The organism is Pseudomonas sp. SZ40, assembly GCF_052958135.1.
This window is the reverse complement of sequence record NZ_JBQWIF010000005.1, coordinates 1-22,298: the sequence shown is the minus strand read 5'-3', so window position 1 is coordinate 22,298 and position 22,298 is coordinate 1. Positions and strand designations below refer to the sequence as shown.

Here is a 22,298-nt window from a genome sequence, read left to right as displayed (position 1 = left end):
GACCGGGGTTTCGCCCTGCTGTGCTTACGGTCTTTACTCAGACTGTATGGGCACCTGCTCGATGACCGCCACACGCTGACCGGCCCGCACCGGGGAGCCGGGTTGCACGTGAATGTCTCTGACCACGCCGGCGAAGGGCGCGAGCAGGGGGATTTCCATTTTCATGGATTCGAGGATCACCAGTACATCGCCCGCCTGGACCTCGGCACCTTCCGCGACCTGGACTTGCCAGAGGTTGCCGGCGATGTGGCTGTCGACGCTGTGCTGGCCGGCGCCCAGGGGCGCGTTTTCGCTGGGCTCGGCCACGCCTTCGTCACTTTCGAAGTGCGCCTGGCCAGAGTCGATCCAGCGCTGGCGCTCGGCGGCGAAGGCGCTGCGTTGCTGGTCGCGGAAGGCGGCGATGCCGTCGGCTTGGTCCGTGAGGAAGCGTTGATAGTCGGCCAGGGCCAGTTCGCTGTGTTCGATGCGCAGGTCGAAGCGGCCCAGCGGGAAGTCACGGCGAATGCGCAGCAGCTCGTCCGCGCTGACCGGGTAGAAGCGGATCTGGTCGAAGAAGCGCAGCAGCCACGGCTTGCCGTCGAAGGCGGCGACTTCACGGTAGCGGTTCCACATCTGCAGGGTGCGGCCGACGAACTGGTAGCCGCCGGGGCCCTCCATGCCGTACACGCACATGTAGGCGCCGCCGATACCCACCGAGTTCTCGGCCGTCCAGGTGCGTGCCGGGTTGTACTTGGTGGTGACCAGGCGGTGGCGCGGGTCGAGCGGCGTGGCCACCGGTGCGCCGAGGTAGACGTCGCCCAGGCCCATCACCAGGTAGCTGGCATCGAACACCGTGCGGTGCACCTCGTCGAGGTTGGGCAGGTCGTTGATGCGGCGAATGAACTCAAGGTTGCTCGGGCACCAGGGCGCGTCCTTGCGCACGGTGGTCATGTACTTGTCGATGGCCAGCTGGCAGGCCGGGTCATCCCAGGACAGCGGCAGATGGACGATGCGCGACGGCACCTTGAGGTCGCCGGTGGCGCACACGGCGTCCCACTCGCCAGCGACGATATCGAGCAACTGCTGCAACGCCAGGGTCTCCGGCTGGTAGTGCACCTGGAGGGAACGGATGCCAGGCGTCAGGTCGATCACCCCGGCGATGTCCTTGGCTTGCAGCGCCTGCATCAACGCATGGCCACGGAAGCGCAATACCAGATCCAGCTCGGGCTGGCCGATTTCCAGCAGCAGGTGGGTGTCGCCAGAGAGGCGTGCGACCAGGCGGGTGTCGCCGTCGCCGAGGTCGAGGACGATGGGTGAAACAAGCGCCTGTGTAGGAGCTGGCTTGCCAGCGATCCGCCGGCGCGACTGATCGCCCGCAAGCGGGCTCCTACAGGTGGCGTCGAGGTTCCGTGCCAGCTCCCGCGCCGTGGCGATATCCACCGGTACGAAGCGCACCTTGTCGCCGGCCTTGAGTTGGCCGAGCTGCCAGAGGTCGGCTTCGATGATCGTCACCGGGCAGACGAAACCGCCAAGGCTGGGGCCGTCCGGGCCGAGGATCACGGGCATGTCGCCGGTGAAATCCACCGCGCCGATGGCGTAGGGGTTGTCGTGGATGTTGGACGGATGCAGGCCCGCTTCGCCGCCACTCTCGCGTACCCATTCCGGCTTGGGGCCGATCAGCCGCACGCCGGTGCGGCTGGAGTTGAAGTGCACTTCCCAGTCGGTGCCGAGGAAGGTGTCGATATAGGCCGGGGTGAAGTATTCCGGTGCGCCGTGAGGGCCGTAGATCACCCGCATTTCGCGCACGGCGGGCAGGGCCGTACAGAGTTCGTCTGGTAGTTGCGCGCCGGCTTGCGTGGTGTCGAGCGGCGGCAGGTGCAGCACGTCTCCGGCGCGCAGTGCGCGGCCAGCGTGGCCGCCGAACTGACCGAGGGTGAAGGTGCTCTTGCTGCCCAGGTAGTCCGGCACCTGAACGCCGCCACGCACGCTCAGGTAGCTGCGCGCACCGGCACCGGCGATGGTGCCCAGGGCGAGGGTGCTGCCGGTGCGGATCAGCAGGGTGGTGTTCAAGGGCTGGGCCACGCCGTCGACGCTGAGCGGAATCTGCGCGCCGGTGACCGCCACCAGCGCGTCGGTGTTGAAGCGCAGGGTCGGGCCGCTCATGGTGATCTCAAGGCCAGCGGCGCCTTCCGGGTTGCCGAGCAGGCGATTGCCCAGGCGCAGGGCGCGGCTGTCCATCGGCCCGGAGGGCGGTACGCCGACTGCCCAGTAGCCGAGGCGACCGGGGAAGTCCTGCACGGTGGTCTGGGTACCGGCAGCCAGTACCTCGAAGGTGCTGGCCTGATAGACCAGATTCTCCAAGCAGCGGGTCCAGGGTGAGCCGCTGGCGAAGGGCGTGTCGGCGAGGATCTGGCGCAGGTAGTCGCGGTTGGACTCCACGCCGTACAGCAGCGATTCGCCCAGGGCGGCATCCAGTGCGCTGCTGGCCTGATCGCGGGTGGGTGCCCAGGCGATCAGCTTGGCGATCATCGGGTCGAAGTAGGGGGGAATCTCGCAGCCCGCTTCGACCCAGGTGTCGATGCGCAGCGACTGGCCGTCGGCAGGCGGGAATTGCACGGCGGTGAGCAGGCCAGGGCTGGGCTGGAAGTCGCGACCGGGATCTTCGGCATACAGCCGCGCCTGGATGGCATGGCCGCGGGGGCTCAGGCCCTCGGCCAGCTCGTGCAGCGGCGCCAGGTCGCCGGCTGCCAGTTCGATCATCCAGCGCACCAGGTCGACGCCCCATACCTGTTCGGTGACGCCGTGCTCGACCTGCAGGCGGGTATTCACTTCGAGGAAGTAGAAGCGCTCCGCGATGCTGTCGTAGACGAACTCCACGGTGCCGGCACTGCGGTAGCTGACCGCCCTGGCCAGTTCGATGGCTGCTGCGCAGAGCGCGTCCGCCATGCCGGCTGGTAGGTTGGGTGCCGGGGTTTCTTCCAGCACTTTCTGGTTGCGCCGCTGCACCGAGCAGTCGCGCACGCCGAGGGCGAGCACGTCGCCCTGGCCATCGCCGAACACCTGCACTTCCAGGTGGCGGGCACGCTGGATGTACTTCTCGATAAATACGCCGCTGTCGCTGAAGTTGTTCTGCCCGAGGCGCTTGACCGCGTCGAAGGCCTCGCTCAGTTCCTCTGCCGAACGGCACACACGCATGCCGATGCCGCCGCCGCCAGCGGTGCTCTTGAGCATCACTGGGTAGCCGACCTGCTCGCCAGCGACCAGCGCGGCGTCGAGGTTTTCCAGCAGGTCGGTGCCTTCGAGCATGGGGATGCCGTGCTGTTTGGCCAGCGCGCGGGCGGTGTGCTTGAGGCCGAACACACGCAGTTGCTCGGGCGTGGGGCCGACGAAGGCGATGCCGGCCGCTTCGCAGGCCTCGGCGAAAGCGGCGTTTTCGGAGAGGAAGCCGTAGCCGGGATGGATCGCCTTGGCGCCACTGGCTTTGGCGGCCGCGAGGATCTTGTCGACCACCAGGTAGGTGTGTGCAGCAGGGCCGTCGCCGAGGGAAAAGGCTTCGTCGGCCTGCTGGATGTGCAGGCTGGCCACGTCCGCCTCGGAGTAGACGGCGACACCTTTGACGTCGAGCGCGTGCAGGGTACGCAGGATGCGGCAGGCGATGGCACCGCGGTTGGCAATCAGAAGTTTTTCGAACATATCGGCTCCCGAGCCCGTTCGAAGCTGCTGCGCTCCATCACGCGGCGTTGGCAGCCAGTTCGAAATGCTCATTTGCTACAGCAAACTCCGCTTTCTCACTGGCAGCCGCCTTGCCTGATGTTCGCTCGCGACGCTTCGCTCCGGCCTCGTTGAACGTGGCGGGCCGTCCCGCCGGTATTGGGTCTGCACCACGGTCGTCCGGGGTGGGGAATTCTTTTTGGCCTCACTCGGTTCCCACAAAGGATTTCGTTTGTTAGGAGGCCGGTGTTTTGTCTCGGGGCGTAGGTTGCAGCACCTGCCCACTCCTGCTCTGGCACAGGGCGAACAACCAGCGTTTGATCATTCCCATACCAGCACCTCCGCAGGCGTGGGGTTCCAGCCGTTGCAGGGGTTGTTGAGCTGCGGGCAGTTGGAGATCAGCACGATCACGTCGGTCTCGGCGCGCAGCTCGACGTACTTGCCGGGTGCGGAGATGCCGTCTTCGAAGGTCAGGCCGCCGTCCGGGGTGACCGGCACGTTCATGAAGAAGTTGATGTTGGCGCCGATGTCGCGTTTCTCCAGGCGCCCGTCGTGCAGGCTGGCGCGCAGGAAGTTGTCGCGGCAGCTGTGCATGAAGCGCTTGTCCAGGGCGTAGCGCACGGTGTTGCTCTCCTGGGCGCAGGCGCCACCGAGGGTATCGTGGCGGCCGCAGGTGTCGGCGACGATGGTCAGCAGCGGGTTACCGAGGTTGGAATAGAGCACCGTGCCGGCAGTCAGGTAGACGTTGTTCTGCTTGCGCAGGGTGCGCTGCGGGTCGAAGCGCTCACGGGGGTTGCGGGCGCTGTAGAACAGCGTGTCGATGGCCTGGTTGCCCTCCAGGTCGTGCAGGCGCAGGGTCTGCCCGGCCTTGACCTCGAACAGGTAGGGCTCACCCGCTGCGATGGTGTGGCGAAATACGGCGGTCTCGGGATGCAGGTTGCTTTCGGTCAGGCTCATGTCGGCACCCTCAGAGGTATTGGCGTTCGGTGTTGTGGAAGGCGCGGCCGTTTTCCGGGCGCGAGGTACGGCAGAGCACGCTGATGCCGTCGCTCTCGACCTTGCTCCAGCTCAGCTGCACCGGCTTGGGCGCGTACTGCGGGTTGGGGTCCATCGGGTGCTGCAGGGCGGTGAGCACCACCAGGGTGTCCATCGGTGCATACAGCTCGATGTAGTCACCGGCCTGGCTGTTGTCGCCGTGAAAGCGAAAGGCGCCGTCGGCATCGACGCTGACCCTGCTGAACAGGTTGAGGGTCATCAGCAGGTCTTGCAGGTTGAGGTTCCACTTGCCCATTTCCACCAGCAGGTTGTCCACGCCGTTGCGGAAGAACCCGTTGCGTAGTTCCTGATAGCGCCCCTGGCCGTATTTCTCGCTCACCTCACTGGCGGAGAGCACGCCACCGAAACTGTCGTGCCAGCCGCAGGTGTCGGCGGTGATCGCCGCGAGCACGCGGCCCATGTCCGAGTACAGGCAATGGCCGGCCGTGAGCTTGGCGGTGTGCTGGCCCTTGAGAGTGTCCGGCAGGTTGAGACGCTCGCTTTTCTCTACGGCGTTGAACAGCAGCAGGCTGACGTTGGCGCCGCCTTCGAGGTCGGTGATGCGCAGCAACTGGCCGCGCTTGAGGACGAACGAGGTGTGCCCGCCGCCAGGGAGGGTTTCTTCGTAGAGGGTAGGGCGCAGGGTCAGGGCAGTGGTCATGGCAGTCTCCTTACAGGGCCGGGGCAAGATGCGCCGGCAGTGCCGCGATGGCGTTTTTGCGATCGCTGTTCAGGGGGATGTCGTAGGTGATACGCGCGCCGAAGGCATTCGGTGCGTGCGGGTCAATGCGGGTCTTGTCGAACACCATCAGGCGGGTGCCGAGGCTGAAGCCTTCGGCGAGATCGTGGGTGACCATGAACACCGTCAGCCCGGTTTCACGCCACAGCTCCAGCAGCAGGGCGTGCATGTCCTTGCGGATGCCGGGGTCGAGGGCGCCGAAGGGTTCGTCGAGCAGCAACACCCGGGGTTTCATGATCAATGCCTGGGCGATGGCCAGGCGCTGCTGCATGCCGCCGGAAAGCTGGCTGGGGTATTTGTCCAGGGCATGGCCGAGGCCGACCTTGCCGAGGATCGCCGCGGCCTGCTCGCGAGCGTCACGCTTGGCCGCGCCGAACAGGCGACCGAGCAATGGCGCGCGGGGCAGTTCCAGGCCGATGGCGACGTTGTCCAGCACGCTCAGGTGCGGGAACACCGAATAGCGCTGGAACACCACGCCGCGGCTGGCATCCGGCTCGCCCACGAGTGGCTCGCCACCCAGCAGGATCTCGCCCTTGCTCGGCCGCTCCTGGCCCAGCAGCAGGCGCAGGAAGGTCGACTTGCCGCAGCCGGACGCGCCGACCAGGGTGCAGAACTCGCCCTCGGCGATGGACAGGTTCAAGCGTTCCAGAACGATCTGGTCGCCATAGGTCTGCCAGACATTTTTCACTTCAATGAAGCTCATGCCTTGGCCCCCTCGTACCAGGGAAAGCACAGCCGCGTCAGCTGACGCAGGCCGAGGTCCATCAGCCAGGCGAGCAGGGTGATCCACACCACGTAAGGCAGGATCACGTCCATCGCCATGTAGCGGCGCACGAGGAAGATGCGGTAACCCAGGCCGTCGGTACTGGCGATGGCTTCGGCGGCGATCAGGAACAGCCAGGCGGAGCCCAGTACCAGGCGCAGGGCGATCAGCAGGCGCGGCAGCAGTTGTGGCAGCACGACCCGCAGGATCAGCGTCCAGGTGCTGGCGCCGAGGGTCTGCGCCTTGATCAGCAGCTCCTGGGGGATTTCCCGGGCGCGCTGCTCCAGGTCGCGGGCGAGGATCGGGGTGATACCGATGACGATCAGCATGACCTTGGACAGTTCGCCCAGGCCGAAGACGATGAACAGGATCGGCAGTATCGCCAGTGGCGGCACCATCGACAGCACGGTGAGCAGCGGTGACAGCGGTGCACGCAGCAGCGGCAGGATGCCGGCGGCGATGCCCAGGCAAAGACCGACCAGCGCAGCGATGCCGATGCCCATGCCGAGACGCGTCAGGCTCGATGCGGTGTCTTGCCAGAAGGCGTAGCCACCGGTGCGCTTGTCTTCGGTGAAGGCCAGGCGGTCGACGGCGGCGACCATCTGGCTGGCACTGGGCAGCAGCTTGTCGTTGGGGTTCTCCGCCAGGCGCTGCGCCGAGCCCATGAAATAGGCGAACAGCAGCAGTGCGAAGGGCAGCAACACCAGCAGCAATCGGCCGGCCCTGTCGGGGTGTCGGTTGATCAGGCGCATGGGCATCTCGGGTTACGGTGGCCGGAGACGAGACGCCGAGCGTCTCGTCACGTGTTCCCAGGCAGTGCGAGGGAACGCTTGTCCTTCAGAGCTGGCCGTCGGCGGCCATCTGCATGTAGGTCGGGTCGAAGCGCAGCTTGAGGTTGCCCTGATCGCCGGTGGTCACGTCGTTGGCGAAGGCCATGCCGACGGCGTCCGCGCTCTGCGCGCCTTCGCCGAGCAGGCCGTGATCGAACGAGAAGGCGGCGACCTTGCTCATGGTTTCCGGCAGCCGTGGGCTCTTGGTGAAGGCCACGGCTTCCTTGGCGCTGTAGAACATCTTGGTGGTCGCCAACTGCGCCTCGTAGCCCTTGAGGTCGGTGCCAGAGGCCTTGGCCATGTGCTCGCGGGCAGCCTGGCCGGCAGCGCCGCCATCACCCATGGTCGCCATGATTTCGTACCAGGCACCGGTCAGTGCCTTGCCGAGGGCTGGGTTGTCCTTGAGGGTGTCGCTGTTGACCACCATCAGGTCGATGATTTCGCCGGGAATCTGGCTGGAGTCGAATACCTTGGTCACGCCGGGCGTGGCTTCGATTTCCGCGAGCAGCGGGTTCCAGGTGGTGACGGCGGTAACGTCCGGGGTCGCGAAGGCGGCGACGATGTCGGCGTCCGAGGTGTTCACCACCTTCAGGTCGCGTTCGCTGAGGCCGGCCTTTTCCAGGCCGCGGGCGAGCAGGTAGTGCGATACCGAGAGCTCGACCAGGTTGACGTTCTGGCCCTTGAGATCGCCCAGGGTCTTCTTTTCACCCTTGAGCACGATGCCGTCGTTGCCGTTGGAGAAGTCGCCGACGATCAGCGCCGTGCTGTCGACACCGCCAGCGGCAGGAATGGTCAGGGCGTCCATGTTGGTCATGGCGCAGCCGTCGAACTGGCCGGCGCTGTACTGGTTGATCGATTCGACGTAGTCGTTGATCTGCACGACATCGATGTCGATGCCGTACTTCTTCGCCCACTTGTCGACGATGCCTTGGGTGGCACCGTACTCCCAGGGCATCCAGCCGGCGTAGATGGTCCAGCACACGCTGAAGCTGTCCTTCTGGGCAGCCTGGCCGTTGAGGGAGATGGCAGCCGCGAGACCGGCGGCGAGAACGGAGAAAAGACGGGGCTTGCGCATGGAGACCTCCAGTTCGAGAAAGGGCGGAGCAGGAGTGCGCGGCATCTCCCATCGCTGGGGGCGCGTTCTCCCGGGCTTTTGTCCCGCCGTGTAACCCCTCGAGGAGGTCGCCAACTCTCGGACCAGTCATTCGCCTGCTGATTGGCGAATCGGAACCCTAGTCGGCTATTGCAAATTGTGATGCCGCTGTCCCAGGCCGCTGCCTGGGATTTTCCTGCACGCAATGCCTTAAGCGAGGATCGTGCCAGGCACTGGCGAGTCGTCTAGCCTGGGCGTGGGCGGATTCGCTGGGAAACTCTCTGCGCTTTCATGGTGCGCGATGGGGGCTGGTTGCGCGGTTTCGGCGCGCGCTTTCAGTGCGCCCGTCGAGCGCTGCTGAAATCATTTGTTGCGACTCACCGACGAGTGGAGCGGATTCGGCTGGCGCCGGGTTGTCTGATGGATTGGGAACATTCCCGGCATCGGCAGCCGCCGATGTGCGTTTCGCGGTCGAAGGAGGCCGCCCCATGATCCGTAAATCCATGCTCGTCGCGTTGTTGGGTTTCTCGCTGACCGGTTGTGCCGTTTATGGCGACAGCGGCTATGGCGGTGGTTATCGAGATTATGATCGTCAGTATTACCCCGGTGCTCACGTACAGCGCTCCCAGGTTTATGGGGCGCCGCGTGTGTATGTCTACGAGGACCGCCGCTACGACCGTCGCTACTCACCGCCACGGCACTATGCGCCGCCTCCACCGCCTCGTTATTTCAACCAGCCCGGTGGCTATGATCCGCGTTACCAGAACCGTCACGACCGCAATCGTGGCGATTACCGCCCGTCACCACGCCCGGGTTGGGAAGGGCAGCGCCATCACTATCAGCAGCAACAGCGGCACCGCTCCGCGCCCTTGCAGTGGCAACAGCGTGAAGCGCCTCAACGCATTCAGCGCATCCAGGGTGGCGGCTGGAATCGCGAGCGCTGATCTTCACAAACTAAATCTCACCTGATGCGCTCCCGGAGCGCATCAGCACGTTCGTCGCCTGTAGTGGCATCTGGCAATTGTTTTTTACCCGCGTGCGCCGCACCATGACGCTGTTGCTTGTCTGGAAGCATTGTCGTGGCCATCGGCGGTTCTGGCTCTCTCTCAATCCGTTACCGCTGGCCCGTGCTGGTGGCGTTTTTGCTCGCCTTGTTCTTGGCGGCTGGCGGATTGCACGCGCAATGGGATTTCCAGCGGATCGCCGCCCGCGCCGAGCAACTCTACGGCCCGCTGGGCGCCGGCAAACCACGCATCGACGCCTGGCAGCGCCTGCTCGACGAGCAGCGTACTGCCAGCGAGGCCGACAAGCTCAAGGCCATCAACCGGTTCTTCAATCTGCAGCTGCGCTTTCGCGATGACCAGGAAATCTGGGGCGTCACGGATTACTGGGCGACGCCGGTCGAGGCCCTGATGCGTGGCGCCGGCGATTGCGAGGATTACGCCATCGCCAAGTATTTCAGCCTGCGTGAGCTGGGTGTGCCGAGCGAGAAGCTGCGCATCACTTACGTCAAGGCGGTGCGCCTGAACCAGGCGCACATGGTACTGACCTATTACCCGACCCCCACCTCCGTGCCTCTGGTGCTGGATAACCTGATCGATGCCATCGATCCGGCGACCGAGCGCCGTGACCTGGTACCCGTGTATGCCTTCAATGCCGAAGGACTCTGGGTGCCGGGGCCAGCAGGCGGCAAGCAGGTGGGAGACAGCAAGCGCCTTTCGCGCTGGCAGGATTTGTTGAAGAAGATGCGCGCCGAAGGGTTTCCCTGAGGCGTAGCGAAGGAGTCGTTCATGTCACTGTTCAAGCAGCTGTGTGTAGCCATCTGCGTGCTGATGCTGGTGAGTTTCACCGCAAGCGTCGTGGTCAACGTGGAGAGCTCGCGCGAGCAGCAGGTCAACCAGCTGCGCGCCCATGCCCAGGACGCCGCGACTGCGCTGGGCCTGTCGCTCGGCTCGCATCTGAACGATCCGGCGATGCTGGAGCTGATGGTCAGCTCGATTTTCGACAGTGGCTACTTCGAGAGCATCCGCGTGATCGGCACGGACGAGAAGGTGCTGACCGAGCGCTCCGGCGCCAACCTCGACGCGGGCGCGCCACAGTGGTTCGCCAATCTGGTGGATCTGGCGCCGGCCCAGGGCGACGCTATCGTCAGTGACGGCTGGAACCAGGCGGCCCGCGTCGAGGTGGTCAGCCATCCGTATTTCGCCATCGCCAAGCTGTGGCAGACCGCCTACGCCACCTTCCTGTGGCTGGCGCTGATCAGCCTGCTGTGCATCGGCCTGGGCGTGCTGCTGCTCAAGCGGCAGTTGCGCCCGCTGGAGTACATGGTCGAGCAGTCCAATGCCATCGCTCGCCGGGAGTTCCTCAGTGCATCGAACCTGCCGCGCACCCCGGAGTTTCGCCGGGTGGTCAACGCCATGAACCAGATGGTGGAGAAGCTCAAGGCACTGTTCGACGAAGAGGCTTCGCGCAGCGAGAAGCTGCACGCCGAGGCCTATCAGGACAGCCTGACCGGGCTGGCCAACCGCCGTTATTTCGACCTCGACCTGCAGGCCCGGCTGACGGGCGAAGAGCGAGCCAGCAGCGGTGTGCTGTTCCTGTTGCGGGTCAATGACCTGGTGGGTCTCAACCAGCGCATCGGTGGCCAGCGTACGGACCAGTTGCTCAAGGCCGTGGCCGAGCAGTTGCAGCATGTCAGCCAGGGGCGCTACCTGCTGGCGCGCAACCGCGGTGGCGAGTTCGCGCTGCTGGCCGCGGGCATCGATCGCCAGGAGGCCGAGCAACTGGCCGAACAACTGAGCAATGGCCTGCTTTCGTTGCAGCAGACCGGTGCCAGCGACTGTTTCCCGGTTGCCCATATCGGTATCACCACCTTCGCAGCGGGCGCTTCGAGCAGCGAGCTGTACAACGCGCTGGATGCGGCACTGGCCGAAGCGATCAGCCAGAACCGCGAGCACTGGGCGTTCGTCGAGCATCGTCAGCAGGCCGCAGTCAGCGACGAGCACAACGATTGGCACAGCTTGCTCGACAATGCCCTCGAGCAGGGGCGCTTCCTGCCGTACGTGCAGCCGGTGGTCAGTGCCGCCGATCCCACCCAGGTGCTGCACAACAAGGTGCTGGCCCGTCTGCAGGACGAGCAGGGCGAAACCATCGCCGCTGGGCGTTTCCTGCCCTGGCTGGAGCGATTCGGCTGGACCGCACGTCTGGATCTGGTGATGCTCGATGCCCTGCTGGCGCAGTTGCCTGACCATGATGGCAAGGTGGCGCTCAGCCTGTCGGGCATCACCGTGCGCGATCCTCAGGCGCTGCAGCAGCTCTACGAACGCTTGCGGCTCAACCCGGCGGTGAGTGGCCGGCTGATTCTGGAGCTGGACGAGGGACAGTTGCCGGGCCCGGTAGAGCTCGAAGCGATCACCCGCAAACTGCGCAGCCTGGGCGTCGAGCTTGGTTTGCAGCATTTCGGTGGGCGTTTCAGCATGATCGGCAACCTGGCGAAGCTGGGCCTGGCCTACCTCAAGGTGGATGGCAGTTTCATTCGCGGTATCGATCAGGAAAGTGACAAGCGCTTGTTCATCGAAGCCATGCAGCGAGCGGCCAATAGCATCGATCTGCCATTGATCGCCGAGCGGGTGGAAACCCGCGGCGAGTGGGAAGTGTTGCAGGCTATGGGGGTCAGCGGCGTGCAGGGTCGTCTGTTCAGCGAGCCTGCGGCCTGGGCCTGATCAGATCAGGCCCCGTTCCTCTTCGTTGATCAGGCGGTTCGCACCACCCAAGGCGTCGCGTGCTCGGCTACGGCCCATCAGCTTGCTCTGGGCCGCTTCCGGCAGGTCGGTGATGCGCACCACGCCTTTCCTGATCAGCAGATCGATCAAGTCTTCCAGCACGCGGATCATGTCCAGGTCGCTCTGCTTGAGCTGCAGCAGGCTGCTTTCCACGTTCTGGTTGGAAAACCAGGAGCGCGCTTCCTCGCTATCGGCGGGCAATTCGCCGGTCATTCCTTCGAAAGGTTCGGGCTGCACACGTTGCAGCTCGCCCTCGGCATTACGTTTTATATAGAACACGCGCCTTCCCCCGATAAACCTGTGCCTACAGCTTAGCGCCCCGCCACGAAAGTGTGGCGGAGCATTGGGCCTATCATGGATCGACTTTGATCGTGTGGTTGGCGATCAACGTGTTGATGTCGTAGCTCGGCAGGCTGGCGTGGCCCAGATCGATCTGCACATCGGCTTTGGCGGCAACCTGTTGCGTGGTGGTGTCGCCGTTGCTGAACTCGCCTTTGGTGCTGATCAGCAGGGTGGAGCTGCCGTTGTCCGTTACCAGTTTCAGGTAGCCGTCCAGGTTGTTGCTGTGATCCTGCAGCAGGGAGCTGAGGTCGATGGTGTCGCCCTCGGCCACGCTGAAGTCCTTGATCACGTCCTTGCCGAAGTCGCCTTTCTGCCAGACGAAGGTATCGGCACCGGCGCCGCCGAACAGGATGTCGTCACCCGATCCACCGATCAGGAAGTCATTGCCGCCCTGACCATAGAGGATGTCGTTACCGGCACCGCCGTACAGGTGATCCGAGCCACCACGGGTGTCACCTGCCACGTTGAAGGTCTCGTGGTTGGCGCGGATGTAGTCGTACATATCGGCATTGGTCGGCGCGATGCCGTTCTTCAGCTCCAGGAAAACTTCCAGGGCATGGGTGCCTGCGCCGTTATGCAGCTCGGTCGGCTTGGCCGGGTTGCCATTGACTCCCCACGGCAGCGCGTCGGTATTGATGACGTCACCGAAGATGATGTCGTTGCCTTCGCCACCATAGATGGTGTCGCTGCCGACCGAGATCGGAACGTTGGCGTTGGAACCGCCGTGCAGGGCCACGGTGAGCCCGTCAGCGGTATTGACGATATCCGCCTTGCCGACCGGCACCGTGGTGTAGTTGACCTGGGCGATGTTGTCGATCCACATGGTGGCGTTGCTGTTGCCACTGCTCTTGTCTTCGACACTGAATGCTAGGCGGTAGGTGCCGGCACCGACAGCCGAGGTCTCCACGGTCGTCCAGTTACTGTTGGTGAAGCCACCGCCCGTCTGCACATCGACCCAGGTGCCGTTGACCTGCTGTTGCAGCTTCCAGCTCATGGTGTCGGCGTTGCCGGTACTGGTGGTGGTGTAGTTGAACTTCAGGCTGCTGTAGCCACCCTCGTCGATGGTGACGCTCGGCGTGTAGGCTCTGGTGGCGCTGCCGCTGAACGTATCGACGATCCTCAGGGTGCCACCGTTGCTGGTCTGGGTGCTGACCGAGCTGCCGCCACCCGTCCCTTCGGTCGTCCAGGTGTTCAGGTTGTTCCAGCCGGTGGAGCCGCCATTGAAGTTCGCCAGCACCGTCTCCGACGACGCGAGGCGGGTGGTGCCCATGCTCGCGGCGGTGTTGTCGAACAGGCCGAGGTTCTTCTCGCTGACACCGTTGCCGATACCGATGGCGTGAACGGCGGTCTTGCTGGCCAGCACGTTGTAGGTGTCGAGGGAGCCGAGCAGCACTTCATCGTTGGTGGTCGAGCCATTGCCACTGACGGTCGTGGTATTGCCGTTGTAGTAGAAGGTCGGGTCACCGTCGGAGAGGAAGAACGTCAGGTTCTCGTAGCCCGCAGCGGCAGTCTTGCCCGCGGTGCTCTGGGCGTCGAACCAGGCGGATGCCTCCTTGAACGAGCTTTCATAGTTGGTGCCGCCGCTGGCGGTGAGTTTCTGGATTTCCGCCAGCAGATCGTTGAGCTTGGCACCGGACTGGAGTTCGGAAACCTTGTAGTTCAGGGTCACTTCCCCGGCGAAACCGACCAGGGCGATGTTGACCACCCCATCGTGGCCGGCAAGGGTCGTCACGAACTTGGACAGCGCGTCCTTGGTCAGCTTCATGCGGTCGCCCTGCATGCTGCCTGAGGTGTCGACCAGCAAGGCGATGTTGTAGTTAGTCGCCGGTTGGATGGTGGTCAGCGTACCGCCGGTGTCGCCAAGCAGCACGTCGTTGCCGTTGCCGCCGCGAATGGTGTTGTCACCATTGTCGTTGGCGCCGTCGCCAGCCAGGTGGATCACGTCGGCCGGTTTGGTCACCTTCAGGGTGGCGGTGGCGGTGTCCGAGCCGCCCTTGCCGTCACTGATGGTGTACTGGAAGGTAGCGTCACCGTAGAAGCCTTCCTTCGGTGTGAAGATGACGTTGCCGTTGCTCAGGCTGACGGTGCCATTGGTGGCGCTCTGCACGCTGGTAATGGACAGTGCGTCGCCGTTCGGATCGGTGTCGTTGCCGAGCAGGGTGCTGCCGGCGATGGTCAGGCTGTCGCCGGACTCCACCACCAGGCTCGAGGTCGTCGGCACGTGGTAGAGCATGTCCGAGTCGACGACCTTGTAGGTGCCGCCCTGGCCGATTTCGACCTTGAGACGAGCGTCGCTGCCCTGGTCCCAGTAGATGATCTCGATTTGCTGGGCGCCAGCCTGAGCCGCCGTGATGGTGAACGAGTTGCCGGTTAACGTACCGGTCGACTGGTTGTTGTTGAACTCGGCGACCACCTGGCCATTGATGCGGATGCTGTATCCGTCGTCCGCCGTCACCCTGAACTGATAGGTGCCGGCCGCCAGGTTCATGAAGCCGCTCATCTTGATGATGGCGTCGGAGGTGTTGCCCGGGTCAGTCGACAGCGAGTTGGCCTTGGTGCCATTGCCCGTGGTGGTGTTCACACCCAGGAAATTCTGCAGGTTGGTGCCATTGCCCAGACCGGACGCATTGCTCAGGTTGCCGTAATCCAGCGTGGTGGCGTTGAAGGTCGCCGCCGGCGTGTGGCCATCGATGAACTGACGAACCTGGCTGAGGTTGGTCAGGTTGGCGCCGTCGTTGTTCGCTCCGGTGCTCGAATCGTTGTAGCCGTAGTACTCGGCTTTCAGGCCCGTGACCTTGGTGTAGCTGTCGTCCTTGGCATCGGGTGTGCCGTCGATGATGCCGCCGGTTGCAGTTTGCCCGCCGATCTCCAGGCGCACCGTTTCCAGCGGTTCGGCGACCACGTTGTCGGCGAGCGTCTGCACGGTCACCGAGAAGCTGGTAACCCCGGCCGGCACGGTGATCTTCCCGGTGCTGGCGTCATAGGTCACGCCATTGCTGAAGCTCTGCGCGGTCAGCTTGTAATCGACATTCGCGGTCGCGGTACCCGTGGCATTGAAGGACAGCGAAGTCGGCGTCGAGCTGGCATTGCTCAGGGTGACGTTGAAGACCAGGTTGTTGCCTTCGACCACGTTGTCATCAGCGGTGCCGGCCTGGCCGACCTCGATGGTCCTGACCGTTGGTACCGCATCGTTGTCGATGATGGTCGCCGTGCCGCTCTTGCCGCCGACGGTCAGGGTGAAGGTCTCGGTCTGCTCGTAGACGGTGTCGTTGATGGTCGGCACCGTGACGGTGAAGCTGGTCACGCCTGCAGGCACGGTGACGGTTCCGTTCGCCGCGTTGTAGGTGACCCCGTTGCTGAAGCTCTGGTTGCTCAGCGCCGCGTTGTAGTCACTGCCCGCCACAGCCGTGCCAGGGTTCAGCACCAGGCTGAGGGTGGTGGCGGTACTGCTGGCATTGCTCAAGTTGACGGTGAATACGGCGTTGTCACCTTCATCGACCTGGCCACCCGCGCTGTCGACAGCCGAGCTCACGGTGCTGACGGTCGGTACGGCATCGTTGTCGAAGATGGTCGCGGTACCCGTCTTGCCACCTACTGTCAGCGTGAAGTTTTCGGTCGGCTCGTAGACGGTGTCGTTGATGGTGGGAACCGTGACGGTAAAGCTGGATACCCCAGCCGGCACGGTGACCTGACCGGTGATGGCGTTGTACACCACACCGTTGCTGAAGCTCTGATTGTTCAGCGCCGCGTTGTAGTCGCTACCAGCGGTCGCGCTGCCCGGATTCAGCGCGATGCTGAAGGTGGTCGGCGTGCTGCTGGCATTGGTCAGGTTGACGGTAAAGACCGCGTTGTCACCTTCATCCACCTGGCCGCCCGCACTGTCGACAGCCGAGCTCACGGTGCTGACGGTAGGCGTGGCGTCGTTATCGATGATGGTCGCGATACCGGTTTTGCCACCTACGGTCAGGCTGAAGGTTTCGGTCGGCTCGGCGACTGTGTCGTTGATGGTCGGCACGGTGACGGTGAAGCTGGTCACCCCAGCCGGTACGGTGACGACGCCGGTGGCCGCGTCGTAAGTGACCCCATTGCTGAAGCTCTGGTTGTTCAGCGTGGCGTTGTAATCGAGACCGGCCACGGCCGTGCCAGGGTTGAGCGCCAGGCTGAAGCTGGTGGCGGTACTGCTGGCGTTGGTCAGGTTGACGGTGAACACGGCGTTGTCGCCTTCGTCGACCTGGCCACCGGTGCTGTCCACCGCCGCGCTGACGGTACTGATCGTCGGTACGGCATCGTTGTCGACGATGGTCGCGGTGCCGGTCTGACCGCCTACGGTCAGGGAGAACGTCTCGGTTGGCTCATAGACGGTGTCGTTGAGGGTCGGCACGGTGACGGTGAAGCTGGTCACCCCAGCCGGCACGGTGACCTGACCAGTCGTGGCGTTGTAGGTCACGCCATTGCTGAAGCTCTGATTGCTCAGCGCCGCGTTGTAGTCGCTACCCGCCACAGCCGTGCCAGGGTTCAACGCCAGGCTAAAGGTGGTCGGCGTGCTGCTGGCGTTACTCAGGTTGACGGTGAAGACGGCGTTATCGCCCTCATCGACCTGGCCGCCTGCGCTATCGACAGCGGAGCTCACGGTGCTGACGGTCGGCGCGGCATCGTTGTCGATGATGGTCGCGGTAGCGGTCTGGCCGCCCACGGTCAGGCTGAAGGTTTCAGTCGGCTCGCTGACGGTGTCATTGATGGTCGGTACGGTGACCGTGAAGCTGGTGACGCCAGCCGGCACGGTGACCTGGCCGGTGCCGGCGTTGTAGGTCACCCCATTGCTGAAACTCTGGTTGGTCAGTGTGCCGTTGTAGTCGCTACCCGCCGTCGCGCTACCGGCATTCAGTGCCAGGCTGAAGGTCGTGGCAGTGCTGCTGGCGTTGGTGAGGTTGACGGTGAATACGGCGTTGTCGCCTTCGTCGACCTGGCCACCGGTGCTGTCCACCGCCGCGCTGACGGTGCTGACGGTCGGCACGGCATCGTTGTCGATGATGGTCGCGGTACCGATCTTGCCACCCACATTGAGCGTGAAGGTTTCAGTAGGCTCGCTGACGGTGTCATTGATGGTCGGTATGGTGACCGTGAAGCTGGTCACTCCTGCCGGCACAGTGATCTGACCCGTGGTGGCGTTGTACGTGACCCCATTGCTGAAGCTCTGGTTGGTCAGCGTACCGTTGTAATCGCTACCCGCCGTCGCAGTACCGGCATTCAGTGCGAGGCTGAACGTGGTCGGCGTGCTGCTGGCGTTGGTGAGGTTGATCGTGAATACAGCGTTATCGCCTTCATCGACCTCGCCGCCTGCGCTATCGACAGCCGAACTGACAGTACTGACCGTCGGCACGGCATCGTTGTCGATGATGGTCGCGGTACCGGTTTTGCCACCCACATTGAGCGTAAAGGTTTCGGTTGGCTCGCTGACGGTGTCATTGATGGTCGCTACCGTGACGGTGAAGCTGGTCACGCCAGCCGGTACGGTGACCTCGCCAGTGGTGGCGTTGTAGGTCACTCCGTTGCTGAAGCTCTGATTGCTCAGGGTGCCGTTGTAATCACTCCCTGCAGTCGCAGTGCCAGGGTTCAGTGCGAGACTGAAGGTGGTCGGCGTGCTACTGGCGTTGGTGAGGTTGACGGTGAATACCGCGTTGTCGCCTTCGTCGACCTGACCACCGGTGCTGTCCACGGCAGCGCTGACGGTGCTGACGGTAGGCGCCGCATCGTTGTCGATGATGGTGGCAGTACCGGTCTGGCCGCCCACGGTCAGGCTGAAGGTTTCAGTCGGCTCGCTGACTGTATCGTTGATGGTCGGTACGGTGACCGTAAAGCTGGTGACGCCAGCCGGCACCGTCACGACGCCGGTGCTTGCGTTATAGGTCACGCCATTGCTGAAGCTCTGATTGGTCAGTGTGCCGTTGTAATCACTGCCTGCCGTCGCGGTACCGGCATTCAGCGCCAGGCTGAAGGTGGTCGGCGTGCTGCTGGCGTTGGTGAGGTTGACGGTGAATACGGCGTTGTCGCCTTCGTCGACCTGGCCACCGGTGCTGTCCACCGCCGCGCTGACGGTGCTGACGGTCGGCACGGCATCGTTGTCGATGATGGTCGCGGTACCGATCTTGCCACCCACATTGAGCGTGAAGGTTTCAGTAGGCTCGCTGACGGTGTCATTGATGGTCGGAACCGTGACCGTGAAGCTGGTGACGCCAGCTGGCACGGTGACCTGGCCAGTAGCGGCGTTGTAGGTCACCCCATTGCTGAAGCTCTGGTTGGTTAGCGTACCGTTGTAGTCGCTACCCGCCGTCGCGGTACCGGCATTCAGCGCCAGGCTGAAGGTCGTGGCAGTGCTGCTGGCGTTGGTGAGGTTGACGGTGAACACGGCGTTATCGCCTTCGTCGACCTGACCACCGGTGCTGTCCACCGCTGCGCTGACGGTACTGACGGTCGGCGCCGCATCGTTGTCGATGATGGTCGCAGTGCCGGTTTTCCCGCCAACAGTCAGGCTGAAGTTTTCGGTCGGCTCGCTGACGGTGTCGTTGATGGTTGGCACGGTGACCGTGAAGCTGGTGACACCCGCAGATACGGTGACCTGGCCTGTAGCGGCGTTGTAGGTGACGCCATTGCTGAAGCTCTGGTTGGTCAGCGTACCGTTGTAGTCGCTACCCGCCGTCGCGGTACCGGCATTCAGTGCAAGACTGAAGGTGGTCGGCGTGCTGCTGGCGTTGGTGAGGTTGACGGTGAATACGGCGTTGTCGCCTTCATCCACTTGGCCACCGGTGCTGTCCACCGCCGCGCTCACAGTGCTGACGGTCGGCGCCGCATCGTTGTCGATGATGGTCGCGGTACCGGTCTGGCCACCTACTGTCAGCGTGAAGTTTTCGCTCGGCTCACTGACGGTATCGTTGATGGTTGGCACGGTGACCGTGAAGCTGGTGACACCCGCAGGCACGGTGACCTGGCCAGTAGCGGCGTTGTAGGTGACCCCGTTGCTGAAGCTCTGGTTGGTCAGGGCTGCGTTGTAATCGCTACCGGCAGTCGCCGTACCCGGGTTGAGGGACAGGTTGAAGGTCGATGCCGTGCTGCTGGCGTTGGTGAGGTTGACGGTGAAGACGGCATTGTCGCCTTCGTCCACCTGGCCACCGGTGCTGTCCACGGCAGCGCTGACTGCGCCGATGCCAGGAGCGACTTCGGTACCGATGATGGTGATGGTGGCGGTGGCGGTTGCAGTACCGCCATAACCATCACCTACGGTGTAGGTGAAGCTCTGGGTCTTGACCTCACCCGATTTGAGGTTGTTGTCATTGGCGGCAAAGTTGAAGCTGCCATCGGCATTGACGGTCAGTACACCCGTTGCCAGCGCGACCTTGCCGTCGGCAGGGACGTCAGCGCCATTGATCTTGATGACCCCGAGCGTCTGGTTGGCCTGGGCATCGCTGTCGTTGTTGAGCAGACCTTTGCCCTGGTCGATGACCAGCGTCTGGCTTTCATTGACCACATAGGCGCTGTTGGCAGAGGCCGGGCCGGACCCGGAGAAACCGGTCAGGAAGTAGTCGGACCCATCACCTGCGCCGTTGGCCGTAGGCAGTGCTTCGAAGCGGATGCTGTCGAACACTTGCGTGCCGGTATTGAGCGAGAAGGTGCCGGAGCCGCCACCGCTGAGCTTGAAGGTGCCACTGGCCACTTCAACGCCCTCGTACATCGCCACCCAACGACCCACTTCGCCACCTTCTTCTGCAGCGATCAGGCGACTTACGCTGAAGTTGGCCTGGTTGAGGTTGCCGCTGAAGTTCAGGGTGATGGATTCGGATTTGCCGGTGGTCGGGTCGTATTCCAGCTGGTCTGGGACCTGATTGACCACGGCGCGTGGCGAGCCTGCGACGCCCAGAGCGTTCTGGTTGCCGTCGACGGTCAGTTGCAGCAGGTTGGCGTTGTCGCCATTGCCATCTCGTGCCTGGATTACCGTCTTCTGATTGTTACTGTCGTTCTGCGCCCAGTTGTTGGTGGCTGAACCCCCACCCAGGTCACCGATCGTCACGGTATAAGGGCTGCCGACAGGGTCGTCGACGGCCACTGGATTACTGTTCACCAGAGCCTGGTCGCTGCCCTTGCCGGACGTGTTGCCGAACTGATCCTGCAGCGTTGCCTCGACGGTGATGGTCTTGCCTTCACCTGGGTTGGCGAAGGTGGTGTCGACATGACCCGTGGTGATTTGCGCTGCAGTCAGTGTGAAGGTCTTGATGGTCGTGCCATCGGTGACACTGATGATATCGCCGGCCACGGAGCCGGCTGGCAAGCCGACTCGTACATCGATCGCACCGCTGAGCTCGTTCTGACCGATCACCCCGTCGTTGTTGATGTCTTCACGAATTTCTACGGTTGGAGCCGCACCTGTGGCACCTGCCAGCGTATCGACGCGGGCGCTGTCGGTTCCCTTGTTCGACGTGTTGCCGAACTGGTCACGCAGGGTGGCTTCGACGGTGAGGGTGTTGCCTTCACCCGGGTTGGCGAAGGTGGTCGTGACGAAGCCTGCAGTGATCTGCGCAGCCGTGAGCGTGATGGTCTGCGGCGTAGTGCCGTTGGTGATCACCAGCGTGTCGCCAGCCACTGCACCGGCTGGCAGGCCTACGCGTACGTCGATCTCTCCGTTGAGTTCGGCCTTGCTGATCACGCCGTCGTTGTTGGCATCTTCGGTGATGGTGACGACCGGAGCAGCACCGGTGGTGCCGGCCAGGGTGTCGACCTTGGCGGTGTCGGTACCTTTTTCAGAGGTGTTGCCGAACTGGTCACGCAGGGTGGCTTCGACGGTCAGCGTGTTGCCTTCGCCCGGGTTGGCGAAGGTGGTTGTCACGAAACCTGCGGTGATTTGCGCAGCCGTCAGGGTAATGGTCTGCGGCGTAGTGCCGTTGGTGATCACCAGCGTATCGCCAGCCACTGCACCGGCTGGCAGGCCTACGCGTACGTCAATCTCTCCGTTGAGTTCAGCCTTGCTGATCACGCCGTCGTTGTTGGCGTCTTCGGTGATGGTGACGACCGGAGCAGCACCCGTGGCGCCCGCCAGCGTGTCGACCTTGGCGGTGTCGGTACCTTTCTCGGAGGTGTTGCCGAACTGGTCACGCAGGGTGGCCTCGACGGTCAGCGTGTTGCCTTCGCCAGGGTTGGCGAAGGTGGTTGTGACGAAACCTGCGGTGATTTGCGCTGCAGTCAGGGTAATGGTCTGCGGCGTCGTGCCGTTGGTGATCACCAGCGTATCGCCAGCCACTGCACCAGCTGGCAGGCCTACGCGTACGTCGATCTCTCCGTTGAGCTCGGCCTTGCTGATCACGCCGTCGTTGTTGGCGTCTTCGGTGATGGTGACGACTGGAGCAGCACCGGTGGCACCTGCCAGCGTATCGACGCGGGCGCTGTCGGTTCCCTTGTTCGACGTGTTGCCGAACTGGTCACGCAGGGTAGCTTCGACGGTGATGCTGTTGCCTTCGCCCGGGTTGGCGAAGGTAGTCGTGACGAAGCCCGCAGTGATTTGCGCTGTCGTGAGCGTGATGGTCTGCGGCGTCGTGCCGTTGGTGATCACCAGCGTGTCGCCAGCCACTGCACCGGCTGGCAGACCTACGCGTACGTCGATCTCTCCGTTGAGTTCAGCCTTGCTGATCACGCCGTCGTTGTTGGCATCTTCGGTGATGGTGACGACTGGGGCCGCGCCCGTGGTGCCGGCCAGGGTGTCGACCTTGGCGGTGTCGGTACCTTTCTCGGAGGTGTTGCCGAACTGGTCGCGCAGGGTGGCTTCGACGGTCAGCGTGTTGCCTTCGCCCGGGTTAGCGAAGGTAGTCGTGACGAAGCCTGCGGTGATTTGCGCAGCCGTGAGCGTGATGGTCTGCGGCGTAGTGCCGTTGGTGATCACCAGCGTATCTCCAGCCACTGCACCGGCTGGCAGGCCTACGCGTACGTCGATCTCTCCGTTGAGTTCAGCCTTGCTGATCACGCCGTCGTTGTTGGCGTCTTC

The 22,298-nt window shown here is 63.7% G+C and carries 11 protein-coding genes and 1 riboswitch; of the genes, 3 read left to right on the top strand and 8 right to left on the bottom strand.

The annotated features are described in order from the left end of the window. Positions 1-33: 33 nt before the first annotated feature. The 6 genes from uca to ACT9T4_RS06125 form a co-directional block, all read right to left on the bottom strand. On the bottom strand, positions 34-3,672 hold the full coding sequence (uca, locus tag ACT9T4_RS06150) for an urea carboxylase (protein ID WP_499116083.1): 3,639 nt from the start codon (positions 3,670-3,672) through the stop codon (positions 34-36). 339 nt (positions 3,673-4,011) lie between these two features. Further along, a complete protein-coding gene (locus tag ACT9T4_RS06145) occupies positions 4,012-4,647 on the bottom strand; it encodes an urea amidolyase associated protein UAAP2 (protein ID WP_042555331.1) in 636 nt (211 codons plus the stop codon). Between the two features lie 10 nt (positions 4,648-4,657). Next, positions 4,658-5,386, bottom strand: coding sequence for an urea amidolyase associated protein UAAP1 (locus tag ACT9T4_RS06140; RefSeq protein ID WP_179537578.1), 729 nt, complete (start codon positions 5,384-5,386; stop codon positions 4,658-4,660). A gap of 10 nt (positions 5,387-5,396) precedes the next feature. After that, positions 5,397-6,167, bottom strand: a complete 771-nt coding sequence (locus tag ACT9T4_RS06135; protein ID WP_499116080.1) for an ABC transporter ATP-binding protein — start codon at positions 6,165-6,167, stop codon at positions 5,397-5,399. Continuing rightward, positions 6,164-6,979 (bottom strand): ABC transporter permease, encoded by an 816-nt coding sequence (locus ACT9T4_RS06130; RefSeq protein WP_499116078.1) that lies wholly within the window; start codon positions 6,977-6,979, stop codon positions 6,164-6,166. Before ACT9T4_RS06130 ends, ACT9T4_RS06135 begins: the two co-directional genes overlap by 4 nt. Before the next feature lie 85 nt (positions 6,980-7,064). After that, positions 7,065-8,132: a putative urea ABC transporter substrate-binding protein gene (locus ACT9T4_RS06125; RefSeq protein ID WP_042555335.1), complete on the bottom strand. Its 1,068-nt coding sequence runs from the start codon at positions 8,130-8,132 to the stop codon at positions 7,065-7,067. A 65-nt stretch (positions 8,133-8,197) separates the two neighbouring features. Further along, positions 8,198-8,304: riboswitch (guanidine-I (ykkC/yxkD leader) on the bottom strand. Positions 8,305-8,638: 334 nt separating this feature from the next. Between ACT9T4_RS06125 and ACT9T4_RS06120 the strand changes: the two genes are divergently transcribed. From ACT9T4_RS06120 to lapD, 3 genes are all read left to right on the top strand, one after another. Further along, a complete protein-coding gene (locus tag ACT9T4_RS06120; RefSeq protein ID WP_052493835.1) occupies positions 8,639-9,094 on the top strand; it encodes a hypothetical protein in 456 nt (151 codons plus the stop codon). Between the two features lie 165 nt (positions 9,095-9,259). Continuing rightward, positions 9,260-9,919 (top strand): cysteine protease LapG, encoded by a 660-nt coding sequence (gene lapG, locus ACT9T4_RS06115; protein WP_331386690.1) that lies wholly within the window; start codon positions 9,260-9,262, stop codon positions 9,917-9,919. A gap of 21 nt (positions 9,920-9,940) precedes the next feature. Then, on the top strand, positions 9,941-11,872 hold the full coding sequence (gene lapD / locus ACT9T4_RS06110) for a cyclic di-GMP receptor LapD (protein WP_179537580.1): 1,932 nt from the start codon (positions 9,941-9,943) through the stop codon (positions 11,870-11,872). Here lapD and ACT9T4_RS06105 read toward each other — a convergent pair whose 3' ends face one another. Both ACT9T4_RS06105 and ACT9T4_RS06100 read right to left on the bottom strand, forming a co-directional pair. Next, complete coding sequence (locus tag ACT9T4_RS06105) at positions 11,873-12,211, bottom strand: hypothetical protein (protein WP_042555337.1); 339 nt, start codon at positions 12,209-12,211, stop codon at positions 11,873-11,875. It abuts the gene before it with no gap. A gap of 73 nt (positions 12,212-12,284) precedes the next feature. Beyond that, a complete protein-coding gene (locus ACT9T4_RS06100) occupies positions 12,285-22,277 on the bottom strand; it encodes a beta strand repeat-containing protein (RefSeq protein ID WP_499116075.1) in 9,993 nt (3,330 codons plus the stop codon). Positions 22,278-22,298 lie beyond the last annotated feature (21 nt).